Origin of the sequence: Sporosarcina pasadenensis, assembly GCF_047228845.1 — a bacterium.
In the GTDB taxonomy this organism is placed as follows: domain Bacteria; phylum Bacillota; class Bacilli; order Bacillales_A; family Planococcaceae; genus Sporosarcina.
The window spans coordinates 84,934-99,766 of the sequence record NZ_JBFEGM010000009.1; the positions used below are offsets into that span (position 1 = coordinate 84,934).

The 14,833-nt window shown below is 44.1% G+C and carries 16 protein-coding genes; 2 read left to right on the top strand and 14 right to left on the bottom strand.

Features of this window, described 5'->3' with window-relative positions:
- Positions 1-276: 276 nt before the first annotated feature.
- Positions 277-1,359: a CdaR family transcriptional regulator gene (locus AB1K89_RS13245; protein ID WP_413055190.1), complete on the top strand. Its 1,083-nt coding sequence runs from the start codon at positions 277-279 to the stop codon at positions 1,357-1,359.
- A gap of 737 nt (positions 1,360-2,096) precedes the next feature.
- Here the strand turns inward: AB1K89_RS13245 and AB1K89_RS13250 are convergent.
- From AB1K89_RS13250 to AB1K89_RS13315, 14 genes are all read right to left on the bottom strand, one after another.
- Positions 2,097-2,387 (bottom strand): hypothetical protein, encoded by a 291-nt coding sequence (locus AB1K89_RS13250; protein WP_413055191.1) that lies wholly within the window; start codon positions 2,385-2,387, stop codon positions 2,097-2,099.
- Positions 2,388-2,405: 18 nt separating this feature from the next.
- The gene (locus AB1K89_RS13255; protein ID WP_413055192.1) at positions 2,406-4,163 is read right to left on the bottom strand and encodes a hypothetical protein; all 1,758 of its coding nucleotides are present in this window, start codon (positions 4,161-4,163) and stop codon (positions 2,406-2,408) included.
- A gap of 46 nt (positions 4,164-4,209) precedes the next feature.
- On the bottom strand, positions 4,210-4,497 hold the full coding sequence (locus AB1K89_RS13260) for a hypothetical protein (protein ID WP_413055193.1): 288 nt from the start codon (positions 4,495-4,497) through the stop codon (positions 4,210-4,212).
- A gap of 41 nt (positions 4,498-4,538) precedes the next feature.
- Positions 4,539-5,255 (bottom strand): pilus assembly protein TadG-related protein, encoded by a 717-nt coding sequence (locus AB1K89_RS13265; RefSeq protein ID WP_413055194.1) that lies wholly within the window; start codon positions 5,253-5,255, stop codon positions 4,539-4,541.
- Between the two features lie 2 nt (positions 5,256-5,257).
- The gene (locus tag AB1K89_RS13270) at positions 5,258-5,635 is read right to left on the bottom strand and encodes a TadE/TadG family type IV pilus assembly protein (RefSeq protein WP_413055195.1); all 378 of its coding nucleotides are present in this window, start codon (positions 5,633-5,635) and stop codon (positions 5,258-5,260) included.
- 23 nt (positions 5,636-5,658) lie between these two features.
- Positions 5,659-5,871: a hypothetical protein gene (locus AB1K89_RS13275; RefSeq protein WP_413055196.1), complete on the bottom strand. Its 213-nt coding sequence runs from the start codon at positions 5,869-5,871 to the stop codon at positions 5,659-5,661.
- Positions 5,872-5,898: 27 nt separating this feature from the next.
- Entirely contained in the window at positions 5,899-6,834 is a 936-nt protein-coding gene (locus AB1K89_RS13280; RefSeq protein ID WP_413055197.1) for a type II secretion system F family protein, read from the bottom strand.
- A 3-nt stretch (positions 6,835-6,837) separates the two neighbouring features.
- Positions 6,838-7,770, bottom strand: coding sequence for a type II secretion system F family protein (locus tag AB1K89_RS13285; protein ID WP_413055198.1), 933 nt, complete (start codon positions 7,768-7,770; stop codon positions 6,838-6,840).
- Positions 7,767-9,092, bottom strand: coding sequence for a TadA family conjugal transfer-associated ATPase (locus AB1K89_RS13290; RefSeq protein WP_413055199.1), 1,326 nt, complete (start codon positions 9,090-9,092; stop codon positions 7,767-7,769). Before AB1K89_RS13290 ends, AB1K89_RS13285 begins: the two co-directional genes overlap by 4 nt.
- A 6-nt stretch (positions 9,093-9,098) precedes the next feature.
- Entirely contained in the window at positions 9,099-10,226 is a 1,128-nt protein-coding gene (locus tag AB1K89_RS13295; protein ID WP_413055200.1) for a CpaE/TadZ family protein, read from the bottom strand.
- A 27-nt stretch (positions 10,227-10,253) separates the two neighbouring features.
- Positions 10,254-11,012: a CpaB family protein gene (locus tag AB1K89_RS13300; RefSeq protein ID WP_413055201.1), complete on the bottom strand. Its 759-nt coding sequence runs from the start codon at positions 11,010-11,012 to the stop codon at positions 10,254-10,256.
- A gap of 24 nt (positions 11,013-11,036) precedes the next feature.
- On the bottom strand, positions 11,037-11,744 hold the full coding sequence (locus AB1K89_RS13305; RefSeq protein ID WP_413055202.1) for a hypothetical protein: 708 nt from the start codon (positions 11,742-11,744) through the stop codon (positions 11,037-11,039).
- 3 nt (positions 11,745-11,747) lie between these two features.
- A complete protein-coding gene (locus tag AB1K89_RS13310; protein ID WP_413055203.1) occupies positions 11,748-13,085 on the bottom strand; it encodes a vWA domain-containing protein in 1,338 nt (445 codons plus the stop codon).
- Between the two features lie 552 nt (positions 13,086-13,637).
- The gene (locus tag AB1K89_RS13315; protein ID WP_413055204.1) at positions 13,638-13,877 is read right to left on the bottom strand and encodes a glutaredoxin family protein; all 240 of its coding nucleotides are present in this window, start codon (positions 13,875-13,877) and stop codon (positions 13,638-13,640) included.
- A 94-nt stretch (positions 13,878-13,971) separates the two neighbouring features.
- On the opposite strand from AB1K89_RS13315, the gene AB1K89_RS13320 reads away from it, so the two are divergent.
- The gene (locus AB1K89_RS13320; RefSeq protein ID WP_413055205.1) at positions 13,972-14,706 is read left to right on the top strand and encodes an MBL fold metallo-hydrolase; all 735 of its coding nucleotides are present in this window, start codon (positions 13,972-13,974) and stop codon (positions 14,704-14,706) included.
- Positions 14,707-14,833: the final 127 nt, after the last annotated feature.

The following is a 14,833-nucleotide window of genomic DNA, read 5'->3' on the forward strand; positions in this document are numbered from 1 at the left end:
ATGAAGGTGTTTTTTATACATGGAGGTGGTTTCTTAATTACGAGGAAGCTGGCAGAGGAAATCGTGGAAAAGACGATGTTCGGGTTGCTTCTTCGATAGCTGTCAAACTTCCTTTAAACGAATCAGGTGCCACAATCACCTTCATGGGAAGCACCTCCAAAGTAGTTAATAAAACGCTTTCATTTAATTATATGTTTTGAAAACAAAAATATATTATACTTGATGTATAAGTTTCACGTGAAAACGAAGTTTTTTTTTATACACGGGGGTGAATTTTTGATTACGAAGAAGCTGGCAGAGGAAATCGTGGAACAGACGATGTTCAGGTTGGACAGGAATTTGAATGTGATGGATACGAATGGAATGATTTTGGCTTCCGGGGAAAAAGTACGCATTGACCGCATCCATGAAGGGGCCGCGCATGTCGCTAAAACGAGACGACCGCTTTGGATAGATGATGGGAATACATCGGATTGGCAAGGAGCAAAGCCTGGCGTGAACATGCCCATCTATTATAAGGACCGATTGATCGGCGTCATCGGCATTACCGGCAATCCTGAAGAATTGAAAGATATTGCAACGCTCGTACAATTGACGACCGAGATGATGGTCCATCAGGCACTCATTACATCGGAGGCTGAATGGAAACGGAAGATCAAGGAGCTCGTTTTTGAAGAGCTGATTGATAGCGGCCCGCTTACACCGATCGTCATCGACCGGCTTGCCTTACTGGAATTCAAGATGACCGGGCCTTATGTGACGCTATTAGTGCAAACAAATAATTTGCCTGAATCTCCTCAGCGATTAATTGAAACGATGGAAGAGCAGTTCGAGAGAAACACAGCTCTAATCGGACACTCACAGTTGAATGAGTTGTTCATCGTTCTGTCCGACGTGAAAATGTCCGTGCTTGAGTTGAAGCTGCAGAAAATCCTTTCTTTATTCCAAAAGGATTCCTCCGTCGAGATCGGCGTCGGGTTGCCTGTCAAAAACTTGGAAGGCATCTCCCATTCGTATGAAACCGCAAAATACGCAATCGAATACGGACATTCGAATGAGCTAATCCATTACTACTATGATGACATTGAACTGATCGCCCTCTTGAAAAGCAGCCCATCCCAATTGAAGAAACGCTTTGCCAGGCGGATCCTCGCCGGATTGAACGAGCAGCTCATTGAAACGTTGGAAGCATTCTTCGAAAACGACCAAGTGATCGGCGAAACGGCAGCTGCTCTCGCGATCCACCGCCATACACTGACCTATCGATTGAAGAAAGTGAAAGAGTTGACGTCATTAAACCCCACCCGATTCCGCGACGCGGTCCTATTTCATATTGCCTTGCTAGTGAGGAGTGAGTGAAGAGGTATTTTTTCAGGATTATCACCTACTCGGGCGAGGTTATCACCGCTTATTCCGGATTTATCACCGTTCATAGCATGTTTATCACCGCTCAGAAGGACTTTATCACCGTTTGACCATTATTTGTCACTATAAGTCACGCACGGCAAAGTTTATCACCGACTTTCAACACGTTACCACCGACTCGGATGAATTTATCACCGTTGGACTACAAGTAACCTTCAAAAAGGAAAAGCAATGCGCCCAGTAATCGGTGCATTGCTTCAACAATTTTTCGTTACCGCTTTCGTTAATCAAAGTACCCAGTCATCCACCGGTATGTGGTAAGGGCAGCGATAATGATGGCGGACCGACCTAAACTTTTAGAAGTTATTTTGTCCTCTTTTTTTACCTTTGCAATTACATGACCAATGGCCAACAATAACGCCGGTACCCCAGTAATTAAAATAATTGGTTTATATAAAACTTCCAAAAGGGGATACGTAACCCCTATGTGATCCGAGTAAAACACTAATACGGTTGTCGCTATTACGACTGAAGCCAGTATGCCTATCAGCCATTTTGCGGTTGAATAGTTCACTATCGTTACCTCTCATTCCCATATAGCTACTAAGGATGGATTTGGTTTATTTTAAGAGAATCTTTATCATCAGTTGAATACATTTTAACTCCAAAAAAGAGAAGCAATGCGCCAAGTAATCGGTGCACTGCTTCAATACATTACATTACCATTTCCATTAATCGAAATATCCCGTCATCCATCGATATGCGAAAAGGGCTGCAATTATAATAGTAGACCGACGGAGACTTTTGGAAGAGATTTTTTCTTCCTTCCTTCCCTGCGCGATCAAAAGACCAATGATCAACAGAAGCGTTGGGAGTAATGTAATAAAGATAATCGGTTTAAATAGAGTGATAAAAAGGGGAGGTGCGCTCCCATTTTGATCAAACAAATACAAAGTTGCAATTGTCCCGAACGCGATCACAGATAGTATAGCTATCAGCCATTTTGCGGTTGAATAGTTCATTATAGATACCTCTCATTCTCATATATCAAAAAAAGATGGATTTGGTTCATTATGAATAATCCTGCCACTTTTTTGTCTTGGCTGATGTTTACTTTTTTTATCATGAACCTCAGAATCATTAACGCTATCGCTGCCATTTGAAGAGTCAGGAATTGGTTCACTTCCTGTTTTTGAATCTGAACCAGGATTCGGTTCCGGCTTCGGATCAGGTTGTGGCTCTGGCTTCGGCTCTGGCTTCGGATCCGGCTGTGGCTCTGGCTTCGGCTCTGGCTTCGGATCCGGCTGTGGCTCTGGCTTCGGATCCGGCTGTGGCTCTGGCTTCGGATCCGGCTGTGGCTCTGGCTTCGGATCTGGCTTCGGATCCGGCTGTGGCTCTGGCTTCGGATCCGGTTCCGGATCAGGTTGTGAGTCTGATAGGTTTGGTTCTTTATCCATATCTACAAGCTTATCAAGCTCACTCTTAATTCTATCTTCTATAGGGTTTGTTATATTGTCAATAATCACTTCATCGACAAGTTCAAGTGGTGCATTTCGACCTATTATGGCATCTTTCAATCGGCCATAATATTTACCTATATCTACATACTTCGTGGCAAAACCAAGAACAGCTGCTGCTGCAGCTCCTGTCAAGATATTCTCCCATTTCCACTCGCCGTTTTTCCATCCTTCTATCCAAAAGTTTTCAAAACCAGCGTACGCCGTAATGAAGCCAACTCCCCACTTCGTGATATTTTGAACTGCCAAAAATGGACTTAAGATCGCTCCTGATACTGCACCGACTGTTACTTCAATAAATAGTTCTCTCCATACTATTTCATCTACTGGCGTTCCAGCGAGGTAGTTGAACGTATTGAATACAACCCCTCCCCCAGCTCCCCACGCCGCCTTCGTAAGGAAGGTCTTCCATGGGACACTGGCTAACTTTGTTGATATAAATGTACCTGCTCTACTTAGTCCACGTCCTATCGCCCCAACTACGGCTTTGATTGAACTACCTATAGACGCAACTACGGTTCTGAATTTTGTCGCAATAATCGGGCCGTATAATCTGGCTTTTACAATTGCATCCGCAATAAATGCCCTCGAAGCTACGACCGCCTTGGAGACAATACCACCAGCAAATCTCCATGCTGTTGCAAACAGACCCGAAACCACTCCTCCGTAAATTCCCAATCCAAGCAAGCCGCCCCCGAAGGACGAAGCGAGTGAACCCCAAAAATTGAAGTTATCCCCCGACATTAACCAATAAATGCCGCCGCCTATGAGAGAGCCTGCCGCAACAACAGCAACGATTCCCCAACCAATCGGTGTGCCGAATAGAAAGAGCCCACCGAGTATGACACCAGTTGAAATGACTGCCCCGACAACAACTTGCACCCATTCATGTTCCCAAACCCATACGAAGAAGTCTCCTATATCCGTCAGGCGATCCCCAAGCCACTCGGTCGAAGTATCCCATGCATTCCCGGCCCAGTCAGTAAATTCACCCCATCTGTCAGAAGACCAATCCTGGAATTCCCCCCATTGATCGAGGACATAATCTCTGGCGTCACCGCCCCATCCCCTTACATCATCCAACAGTTTTTCAAACCAACTACGCGAGTCCCCTGTATCTTCAGAGTCATTGTTCCCCTCACCGTCATATTCCGTATCTACAAACGACGGAGATTCATATTCAATTTCAGAGACATTGGCAATGGCTAGCTTTGAATAGTCAAATAGAAAAAAAGTCAAAAAGACTGTAAAGATGACTCCTATTTTCAGCTTGCTCCTCAAAACTTCACCCCTTTCGATACTCCCCTGATTCGGATTCCTATTTTCTTCAAACAAAATGAGTAATTACCCGGAAGGCAATTAAACAAATGAGAACGATAAACGCACCCCGAAAGTTCTGATTCGTTATCCGATCTTCATTTTTTCTTGTTGCCATTATGTTTGCCATAAGTATAAAGCAAGCAGCTAACAGTGTTCCCACTGCAACCGGTTTGATGATAACAGGCAAAATCGGAATCATCCTATCCTTTGCATCCAAATAAAAATATGATGTAATAAAAATAGCAGCAATTGAAGCAAACATGATCGTCAACCTTCTTGCGGTTGAATACTTCACTCATTCCTCACCTACAAACTTTTAAAGTATATAGCTTTACCTTACGAGCAACTGATCTTTACACCTTTTGGCGAACCAATTTGCACAGCGGCCGACGCGCTAATTCCACTGAGCGATGAATCAGGCACGGTAATATACTTTCCATCCCGTTCCGTTTTCGCATAAATTTTGAATTCATCCTCTAAAAATTGATAGTCCACGAGACGATCATTTTGGTTCTTCTCTGCGAAGGAAACCGCCTCTTGGCGTGATGTATGTAGATGATCACGGACCGCTTTGCAGGCCATTTCACTTATTTGGGGATCTTTGAATAAAAAGAGGAGTGCAGGTGTCCCCTCCACTTCACCAGATCCGTTCCAAATATAGCTTCTTATATCACCTGGCATCGATTTCCCTTTGCTGCTTTCAATCGCACTGATGAAATCGTCAAAAATTTCCCCGATAGACCGTGTTTCGCCTTCGTCATCTCCACTAGCATGCTCAAACGCTTCCTTAATGGCTTCCCACGCGGCCGCTAAACTGTCGAGCTCATCTTCCACTTTCTCCTTCAGCACTTCGCTCATATGATCGGATGAGCTTCTCGCTCCAGCGAGTGCGGCAGCGTCAGCGCCTGTTTGACTCACCCGTTTACTGATGAATACATTTGAGAAGTCGAAGAAGAGAAAACAAATGAAGATGGAAACAAAAAGCATGCCGATAATGACGAGCATGAGTCCATCTCCACGTTCATTGTTCAAATATCGCTTCATTACTTTCATCGTCATTCCCTCTTTTTCTCCATTGGCATGACGGCGTCTGCTGTAAATTCAAATTTCATGTTTTCGATCCAAGGCAAGCTGATGATGGGAGCTTTCGCTTTCACTTTTACGGTGGCGACATCTTCTCCCGGTCCGCCACTCACTTCCACTTCGAGACCGTAAGCTGAGTTCTTTGCAATTTCCTTCCAGTTGTCATCATGTGCGGAAGCGGCCCTTGCACCGTCACGTGCCGCCGCTTCTGCCACAACGACCGAATAGGAAATCAAACCGACCTGCCAAATGATCAGCATGGAGAGTAAAATCAAGGGGAAAAGCCCTAAAAACTGCAAGGCCTGCGTTCCCCTTTCATTGTTAACATAGGAAAACCATCGAGTTCGCACTTTCATCACCCCATGTTCACTTATCAGGAACCGGCACCGATTCCTTTAATCATCTCTTCCAATTTCGTAACGATTGTCCCTCCGATGTCAGATTTCCCGACTCCCATTGCGATTGCAGACATAATCGCGATAACGACGAGGCCGAGCGCAACCCACTCCAACGCTTGAGCCCCTCTCTCATTTTTTACGTACGTCAAATACTTCTCATTCAAATTCCACCAGATTTTCTTCATCATTTTCCTTACCTCCATAAATTTTATATGTTATTTAAAAAACGTATCTAAACCGAAAGCTTCCGGGTTATAAATGATATTCAACACAATCAATCCCATAATGAAGCCGAAGACAGCTGGTGCGATAAAAAACGTTGTGACAAGTGTCACTTGAGGGTTCGCTTTGGCCGCTTTTTCTTTCGCTTTGAAGCCGCGTGTCAAACGCAAATCTTCAGCCTGAAGCTTGAATGTCCTCGCCACTGCGACTCCAAGAGAAGAACCTTGGATGAGGGCATTCACTAACGTCTGTAATTCTTTCGAAGAATTGCGATCGATCAAGTTCAAATAAGCCGTTTTCCTTTGTACACCCAATTCGATTTCCTTATTGAACCGATCGATTTCTTCGCTGAGCGGTCCATCGAATTGATTCGTGACATGGCTGAGTGCACTGTCAAGGCTTACACCCGCCTGCAGCGTGACGCTGACAGTATCAAGGAAATCCGGCATCATCATGCTAATTGCCTCTTGCCGTCGTTTCGCCGATAAATAAAGCCATAAGGACGGCCCCATTACCCCTGACAGTATGGAAAGAAGAAGGATCGGAAGGGCGAAAGGCATGCCAAGGAATGTATAGAGGCTTCCAAAACCCAAACCGATCAGAATTAGCACGAACCGGAAACCGAAAAAGGACTCCAATGTCATTCCCAATGGTCTTCCCGCTTCTTTCAGCCATCTCTCATGCTTCGGCATGTCCAGGAAGAGCGGATACTTCATACCGACCGGACCTGCTTTTGTCCCCCAACTTACCAATGGATTTACAATCCGATTTCTCAGCGATGACTTCTTCTTTTTCCCTTTTCGATAACCTTGCGCCTTAAGCAAGTTCTCTTTTTTGGCGATATAGAGGTAAAAGTAGACAAAGCTTATGAACAAGAAAATTAATATTAAAGTAAACATCAACATGGCAAAAAAACCGATAATTTGCATACACTACACCCTTATATCCGTAATTCTTCTAATCAAGACGAAACCGCATAGTACAATTGCCGTGAAAATAATGAACAAGATTAGCCCAAGCGGTTTAAAGAGGACATTTAGAAATCCTTTGATAAACAAATTCATCATAATGGCCATCAGAAATGGCATGACGACGAGAATATATGCAATCGAGCGGCTTTCCGCCGTTACTGTTGAAATTTCCTTATGGACGCGACTCCGTTCCTCAAGTGTTTCGGCCATATTCGATAAAACTTGAGATAGATTGCCGCCGACTTTTTGCTGAATGAGGATCGTACTGACAAATATGGATACATCATTGCTCGGGACACGCTCACGAAATTCATTCAACACTTTTTCAAGACTGTCGCCCAATTTCAGGCGCTGATTGAATCGTTGAAATTCGGGTCCGTTAGGCGCTTTGACTGAATGGGCGACCATTTCAATCGCCTGCGGAATCGTTTGTCCCGCTTTTATTCCATTGGACATCGTCCGGCAGATTTCCGGTAATTGATTGTTAAACGACTCGGTTCGTTTGTTCTTCCTCGTACTGAGGAAAGCTTTGGAGCTGCCCATCACAATCAAGTAAGCAATCAGAATGGCCATCATGAAGTAGAGGCCGAGTATAAATTTATTAATAAAAGTTAGCAAAGCGATTAGCAATATATAGATTCCCATATACTCCGAAGGCATGAGGGAAAGGTTGGCTTGCTTCAACTTGCTGTGCAAGTCTTCGGAAAGCTCGGAGCGGTCGAAAAGTCCGCCCAATAGAAGGACGACACTTTTCCTCTCCTTCTCCAGCTCTACATCGAACCAGTCATCGACCCTCTTTTTGGCGTTTTTCTGGCCTTTGCTTTTTGCTATATAGTACACGGAAATACAGAACATAAATATCGTCGTAGTCAATAAAGGCAGTGTCCAGCTCATACGTACATACCTTCCTTAAAGACTGTTTCTTCGAAAGGAATGCCGAAACTTTTAAAGCGATCCAACATATTCGGAATATAGCCTGTCGAGCGGAAGTTTCCTTCGATTCTTCCATCCTGTAAAGTTGCAGTTCTGTCGAATACGAATATATCCTTCACTTTGATGTTGCCGTCTTCTTCAACAAGCTCTGAAATATTGACGATTCTCCGCTTGCCGTCCGTGAACCTAGAAGTTTGGACGATCAGGTCCAACGCCCCGACAAAGTACCCTCGGATGACATCGACGGTCAACGGCAAACCTGACATGATCACCATGGCTTCCAGTCTCCCTAAAGCATCTTTCGGTGTGTTAGCGTGAACCGTTGTCAAAGATCCTTCGTGTCCGGTGTTCATTGCTTGGAGCATGTCAATTGCTTCGGATCCCCTGACCTCACCTACGATGATTCGATCCGGGCGCATCCGGAGTGCATTTCGTACCAAATGGCGGATCTTCACTTCCCCGGTCCCTTCCATATTTGGAGGGCGTGCCTCCAATCGGACAAGGTTTTCGTATGAAAAACGAAGTTCTGCCATATCCTCGATTGTTACAATTCTCTCGCCTGATGGAATAGAATCGGACAACACATTTAAAAGAGTCGTCTTTCCACTTCCAGTCCCCCCTGAAACGAGGATATTCGCTTTCGCCGCGACCGCCGCTTTCAGGAATGCTCCCATCTCTTCTGAGAAACTATCAAACGACATCAAGTCATCAATCGTATAAGGGTCTTTCTTGAATTTACGGATGGAAATGGAAGGCCCGTCCAAACTGATTGGAGGAATGATTGCATTGACACGGCTGCCATCCAAAAGCCGCGCATCTACCATTGGTGAACTTTCGTCAATTCGCCTCCCTAATGGAGCAATGATTCGATCGATAATGTGCCGGATATGTTCTTCATTATTAAAACGGACAGGAGATTTCTCCAACTTTCCGTTTTTCTCGATGAACACCTCAGATGGCCCGTTTACCATAATTTCCGTAATGGCGTCATCCTTCAGCAGTTCCTCAAGAGGGCCATAACCGACCGATTCATTGATCAGCTGCTGGATAATTTCTTCTATCTGCTCACTTGGGATAATTACTTTTTCTTCATTAATCATTTGCAAGATGAGTCTTTCAATCGTTTGTTTACGTTCTGTCGGCTGTAGGACAATGATGCTCTCCAAGTTAGCCTCTTTTATTAAACGACCTTTATAATGCCGGACCCATATATCAACTTGCGATTGGGATACAGACCATTTCTGGTCCTGCTTTTTAACTGTTGCCTTTTCAATCCATGACATGTTTTATCACTCCTTCGATTTCGTGACAAAGGAATCTATGTATTTCTTCATGTCCCGGGCTGCCTTGGAATCACCTTTATGCTTCCTGCTTCTGAAAAAACCAGTGCCCATGTTTATATTGGGCTGCATGCCGAAGTAGTCATCCGTAAATGTCGCGTCAACTTTCTGCCCAATGATCTTCTCAATATCCGATGAAGTCATTTCATTTTTCGGGTGTACTTTATTCAACAACAATGTTTTCGTAATGCCATTGCCGATTGAAAAACGTTTGAACAATTCATCTGCATATTTGTAGGAGCGTAATCCAAGGCTATCCGGCGTCAATATATAGTGCAAATTCGTTGCCGTATTCAACGCAGTGAATGTAATGGAATTCATTGCCGAAGGAAGATCGATGATTACATGATCGAAATGCATACGAGCCACTCGAATTAATTTTGAAATCAGCTCGTCTGTAATTTCTTCTGTCTTTTCCGGATCGGAAGGGCTGGAAATGATAAAGACTCCTGTTTCAGGATGCTCGTTTGCAATGTTTTGCAAATGACGTAATTCCATTTCGTTCACGACCGGAAGCAAATCATAATAAGTGCGCTGTGGTTGAATGGAAAAGAGCGTATCTGTTACTCCATATTGGGCGTTCAAGTCAATGAGTAAAACTTTTTTCGACTGATGGACGCTCAAGGATTGGCTCATCATTGCTGCCAATACCGTACAGCCGCTTCCACCTTTCGCACTGTAAAAGGCATGTACTTCCCCTGTGCCGAACCCCATGTCCGTCTCTCTTTGAAGTTTGTACTGACGGACGACATCTTGGATAAGACTCATAACTCGTGTCTCCTCAGCCGGGAACACGATAATATCCTTCGCTCCGTTCACTAGCCACTCTCTCGACTTTTCGAAGTCTTCCGTCCTTGTCAAACCAACAACTACACTCTTCGACGTAAATTTCGGTCCGACTTCTTCAAGCGGTATTGCATCTACATCAATGAAAACTAAATTGTAATGTTGCTGGCCAGTCAGTTTCCGGATGTCCTGCGTAATCGTCATATTCAACTCATGTTGTTTCGCATGTTCCGAAAACCACGCTTGCCATTCTTCATCACCTGTCAGTAAAAGTGAATTCACTTGGAACATCCGCTTCTAACCTTCTTTCACCAATGATCATTCGTCCTTGCCATTTTCGGACTGTTTCTTTTCTTCCTTATTCTGTTCAACCTCGACATCTGTGACCGTTTTCTTTTTCTCTGCATCCTTTTCTACAGGTTTTTCCTCGACGATCGGGGTCGATTTCTGATCGGATTTCGCATCATATCCGACTTGATTGACACGGAGAACCCGGATCTGCTTCGCGAAATTTTGATAATGAATCAATTGCTCAGCTTCCGAAATTGGCAAGGAAATTTTGATGCTTTCGGTGTTTTCGCTACCTTTTTCGATTTGAACAACTTTTATGTTAGAGAGCAGCCTCTTCGTCTCCACGCTTTTTTCAATTTCCCTTGAGACTATCACATCTACAAGGTCACCTTCCGCCACTTGCTGGTCGATAAGGACGATATCAGTTGCGTTCAACCAAACGACCCTCTCATTTGCAGGGATATCCAGCTTTTTTCGTACTAGATTTTTTGTCAAAATATCGCCAGACTCCAAATTCACGATGGAAATAACGTCTTCTAAGTCTTTGGCATCCGTAATGAATGAACTGTACGCATTCGTTTTCGGAAACTTCACCCACTCGATATTGTCCGGATTGATTTCCGAATAGGAACTTATATCCTCCTTACCAACAGAGGCTACTTCAATCATTTCACCCAATCGATCTTGCGCTTGGCTGATCTGCACAAGTACGACGCCTGCCGTCACAATCGCCAATATGAATGAAATTGTTAAAAATATGATTGCTTTTCTCTTTGAATCAATCATCAATCGCCCACTCCAATTTTCAATCTATTTATCATCTGATCTTTCCGGGAGTGGAAAGATGGAAAGATAGCTCACTGCATTCGGTAAAGCCCACTTATGCAACTGCTCGTAACTGACATTTTCATTGTCTTTAATGTCTACGTTGCCGACAGCAACAAACTCTGTATCCGGATGATGATTCACCAAGTTATTTAGCAACCCTTCCGGAGACGGGGCTTTATGCATTTTCTTTGTCGTCGGATGTACAAAGTAAAAATTCTTCTCCTTTGATTTCTTTCCTACTTTGTAATAGGAGGAATGTCCGATCTTGCCTTTTCCGCTTATGACGTAGCCATTCGGCGGAGGAAGGGAAGATGACAATGAATACCCCTCATCCAGCAGCTTCATTAAATAGTAGGCATACGCCCGATGTTCCGAACCGTCCACCAATTGAAGGGCGTACTCGAGTAAATACCAATTCCGTACACGTTTCAGAAATTGCTCATCGGTTGAATTGCCATCAAAGATGTATAACACTCTCTCATGCTTTCTCAGGTAAACTCCTAATTCCTTCACCTCGACGTCAAGGTTCCGCTTAACGAGAGGCAATTTCGCTTTCAGCAGACTATTTTCTCTCTTAGACAGGAATTCCCTCAGCTCCTGGCCTTTTTTCATGCTGATTTTCCGTATGCTTGCGGAAATGCCCGGAGGGACGGGAATCCCCAATGTTTGATCGATTAGAACATGCACCATCCATCACTCCTCATGCAGGGCTTTAAATATTTCCTCTCGGGTCTTTTTAATGAGTTCGAGCTTCTCTTTCTTAATGGATTCGCCGTACTCTCGCATCGTTTTACGGCGTTCATCAATCAAATCCGACAAAGCGAACTGCGTCTCGTTGTCGATTAGATCCTCGTCGCGTAGCACATTTACAGCCATTCTCATAATGCTGTTTTCCTCTGCTGCAAAATCAAAGAAGCTGGAATGAAGTTTAAGAACTTGGTCGTTCAGGCGAATTGTACGGTTGTTAATTTCGATTCCATGCACTGCTTTTTGGTTCAATTCGCGAACGACGGCATTCGCTTCGGCTAGCATCGATTGGAATGTATTTTGAAAGTCGACTCTCGATTTGACGTTGGCATATTTCCCGTTGCCTTCTTCCGCCACTTTCTTCAATTGCTTTTGCCCTTCACTATCTAAATTGAAGCCTAATACGTTCACTTCGGCATTCAAGTCGGAATTCGCTAATTTCTTAGCTTCCTCTACTGGATTTCCGCCGCAAGTTTCCACACCGTCACTGACTACAAAAATCACGTTCTGTGTATTGGAAGAGGCCTTTACCCGTAGATCTTCTCCGCCAGTTTCAATGGCAGCCGCAAGAGGAGTCCAGCCTGCAGCATCGAATTGGGATAAAGCTTCATTAAATGATTGCTCCTCGTAAAAATCCGGGCTGTAAAAAAGCTCATTGCTTGCACATGACATCCCTTTGTCTGCAGTTGACCCCGTACCTTCATGTCCATAAACACGAAGGGAGACGATGGATTCTTCCGGTAGGCCTGCACCAAAACGTTTTACCGCATCCTTCGCAAGAGCCATCATTTGCTCCCCGCCAACGTAAGCTTTCATGCTGCCGCTCGCGTCGATTAACACTGAAATATTCAATTGCTTCTTTTCTTTCTTATCGATTCCATATTCTCCGTAATCCGGTTCAAAGTTGATGAGAGGATCGTGGACGCTTGAATAATCCATCGCATACCAATCAACGATGCCATTATAAATTTCTTCAACAGTCATATTCTCGACCGGTAGATCATTCATTGCCGCAAAGTCTTCTTTCGTCAATTTCCCCTTAGCTGCAGATTGGATTTCCTTCATCTTTTCTCCAGCTCCTAGTGAGATAATGTCACTAGCTTCCGTAGGTGCTGGAGGGAACTCCGGTACACTATTCGCCTTCTCGGCACCAACCTCCTCATCCTTCGGTGAATTTATTTCCTCTGCAGATCCTTCAATATCCTTTATTGATTTTTCGCCACTATTGCATCCTGCAATTACAATTAATAAAGAAGCCATTGCAGTTAGTACTAACTTTTTCATCGTAAGTTACCTCCAACTTCATCGTGCAAGATTCATAGATAATTGACACTATATGTATATGATTACCATTTCAATTTTTCGTTGTCAAAAAAGGGCATGAGCAATTCGTACATCAAACAGGATAATAGGCATTAGGTATAAAGGCACCACCTTTCATGTATGTACATCTATTGAATGCTTATCTGCTAATCCCAAGTAAAAAAGCGTGATGAATAGCATACTAATTAGGTGCGGGGCACTTTTGGCTGGGTCTTTCTATTCTTTTTTTCAAGCTCGCATCTAAATATCTCGAACTAAGACTATTGGGTAACCTTTTACTGAACCTTCTTTTTATTTGTTTATAAAGCCTTTTGTACTCTATTTCTTCAAAAAAAAATCCCTCATTGACACTTTTCGTGTCAATGAGGGTAAATTTAGTTCGTCAGCTCTATGATCACAAGAAAAACTCCTGTGAGGAAGAGCGCAATATGGCCGATGCAGGTTTTCGGATATTTATGTTCAGAGGTGTTGATTGAGCACGATCTGGAAATGAGAGTGGCCCTTTTCAACCGCTTACCCTTTCAATGCTGCCTGCACAGCTTGCGTATCGAAGCCTAAAATCCATTGGCCGTTCAATTCGGTTTGCGGTACTCCCATTTGCCCTGTCGTTTCGACGAGCTTCCGACCTGCTTCTTCGTCCTCTTGCACGTTCACTTCACGGTATGGGATATTTTGTTCATCCAAATAATTTTTCATCATTGTGCAGTATGGGCATGTGTTCGTAGTGTACACTGTAGCTGTAGATGTCGTCATTTTCATCTCTCCTTTTAAGTTTAGTTCTCAATTCAATGATATACCCCGTTAGGTATAAAAGCAAACATATGGATTATATGGAGGTTCGGTAAATATGAACGTAATTCCGGTTGGGATTTGGGGTGGCCATCCGAAAGCAAATGGGGCCACTTCGTCATTTTTGATTGAGCATGAAGGGTTCCATTGCCTCGTTGACTGCGGAAGCGGCGTGCTCGCTTCCGTGCAAAATTATGTACCTTTGGAAAAGTTAGATGCAGTCGTGATCAGCCATTATCATGCGGATCATATCGCGGACATCGGCAGCCTGCAATATAGCCGGCTCATAAACTATTATCTTGGAAATCCATCGCCCGCATTGCCGATTTACGGCCATGACCAGGACAAAGAGAACTTTGAAAAGCTGTCGTATAAAGAGCAGACAATTGGCGTTGATATTCAGGAAACGGACATTGTCCATATCGGACCTTTTGAGGTTTCCTTCTGTGAAACAGTTCACCCCGTCTATTGTTTAGCAATGAAATTCACGGTGAAAGGCCGTTCCGTCACGTTAACCGCGGATACGGAATGGCATGACAAACTCGTGGAATTTGCACGCGGGACGGATCTGTTGATTAGCGAGGCTAATTTATACGAGGAGCATCTCGGCAAAGCACCGGGACATATGGCAGGCAGTGAGGCAGGACGACTTGCCAAGCTGGCAGGCGCGAACCGACTAGTATTGACTCATTTGCCTTTGCACGGCGATCCGACGGACATTTTGGACGCAGCAAAGGGAGTTTATGATGGAGATGCTGAATTGGCGGTCGTCGGAAAGGTGTATGAGGTTTAATTTGTAAGGTTATGCGCGAGTTTGAATCCAATATAATCATATCGAGACTTTAGACTCAATGATTACAAAGAACAAAAGCCACCCATCTTGCGCAGGAGCCGCGATTTTTTTTTATCGAAGAGCTCCT

Excerpts from the sequence above, each read along its gene's own strand:
- AB1K89_RS13315 (WP_413055204.1), bottom strand. The coding sequence starts at position 13,877 with ATGACGACATCTACAGCTACAGTGTACACTACGAACACATGCCCATAC.
- AB1K89_RS13300 (WP_413055201.1), bottom strand. The coding sequence starts at position 11,012 with ATGATTGATTCAAAGAGAAAAGCAATCATATTTTTAACAATTTCATTC.
- AB1K89_RS13290 (WP_413055199.1), bottom strand. The coding sequence starts at position 9,092 with ATGTCATGGATTGAAAAGGCAACAGTTAAAAAGCAGGACCAGAAATGG.
- AB1K89_RS13280 (WP_413055197.1), bottom strand. The coding sequence starts at position 6,834 with ATGCAAATTATCGGTTTTTTTGCCATGTTGATGTTTACTTTAATATTA.
- AB1K89_RS13275 (WP_413055196.1), bottom strand. The coding sequence starts at position 5,871 with ATGATGAAGAAAATCTGGTGGAATTTGAATGAGAAGTATTTGACGTAC.
- AB1K89_RS13320 (WP_413055205.1), top strand. The coding sequence starts at position 13,972 with ATGAACGTAATTCCGGTTGGGATTTGGGGTGGCCATCCGAAAGCAAAT.
- AB1K89_RS13265 (WP_413055194.1), bottom strand. The coding sequence starts at position 5,255 with ATGAAAGTAATGAAGCGATATTTGAACAATGAACGTGGAGATGGACTC.
- AB1K89_RS13250 (WP_413055191.1), bottom strand. The coding sequence starts at position 2,387 with ATGAACTATTCAACCGCAAAATGGCTGATAGCTATACTATCTGTGATC.
- AB1K89_RS13305 (WP_413055202.1), bottom strand. The coding sequence starts at position 11,744 with ATGGTGCATGTTCTAATCGATCAAACATTGGGGATTCCCGTCCCTCCG.
- AB1K89_RS13310 (WP_413055203.1), bottom strand. The coding sequence starts at position 13,085 with ATGAAAAAGTTAGTACTAACTGCAATGGCTTCTTTATTAATTGTAATT.
- AB1K89_RS13285 (WP_413055198.1), bottom strand. The coding sequence starts at position 7,770 with ATGAGCTGGACACTGCCTTTATTGACTACGACGATATTTATGTTCTGT.
- AB1K89_RS13295 (WP_413055200.1), bottom strand. The coding sequence starts at position 10,226 with ATGTTCCAAGTGAATTCACTTTTACTGACAGGTGATGAAGAATGGCAA.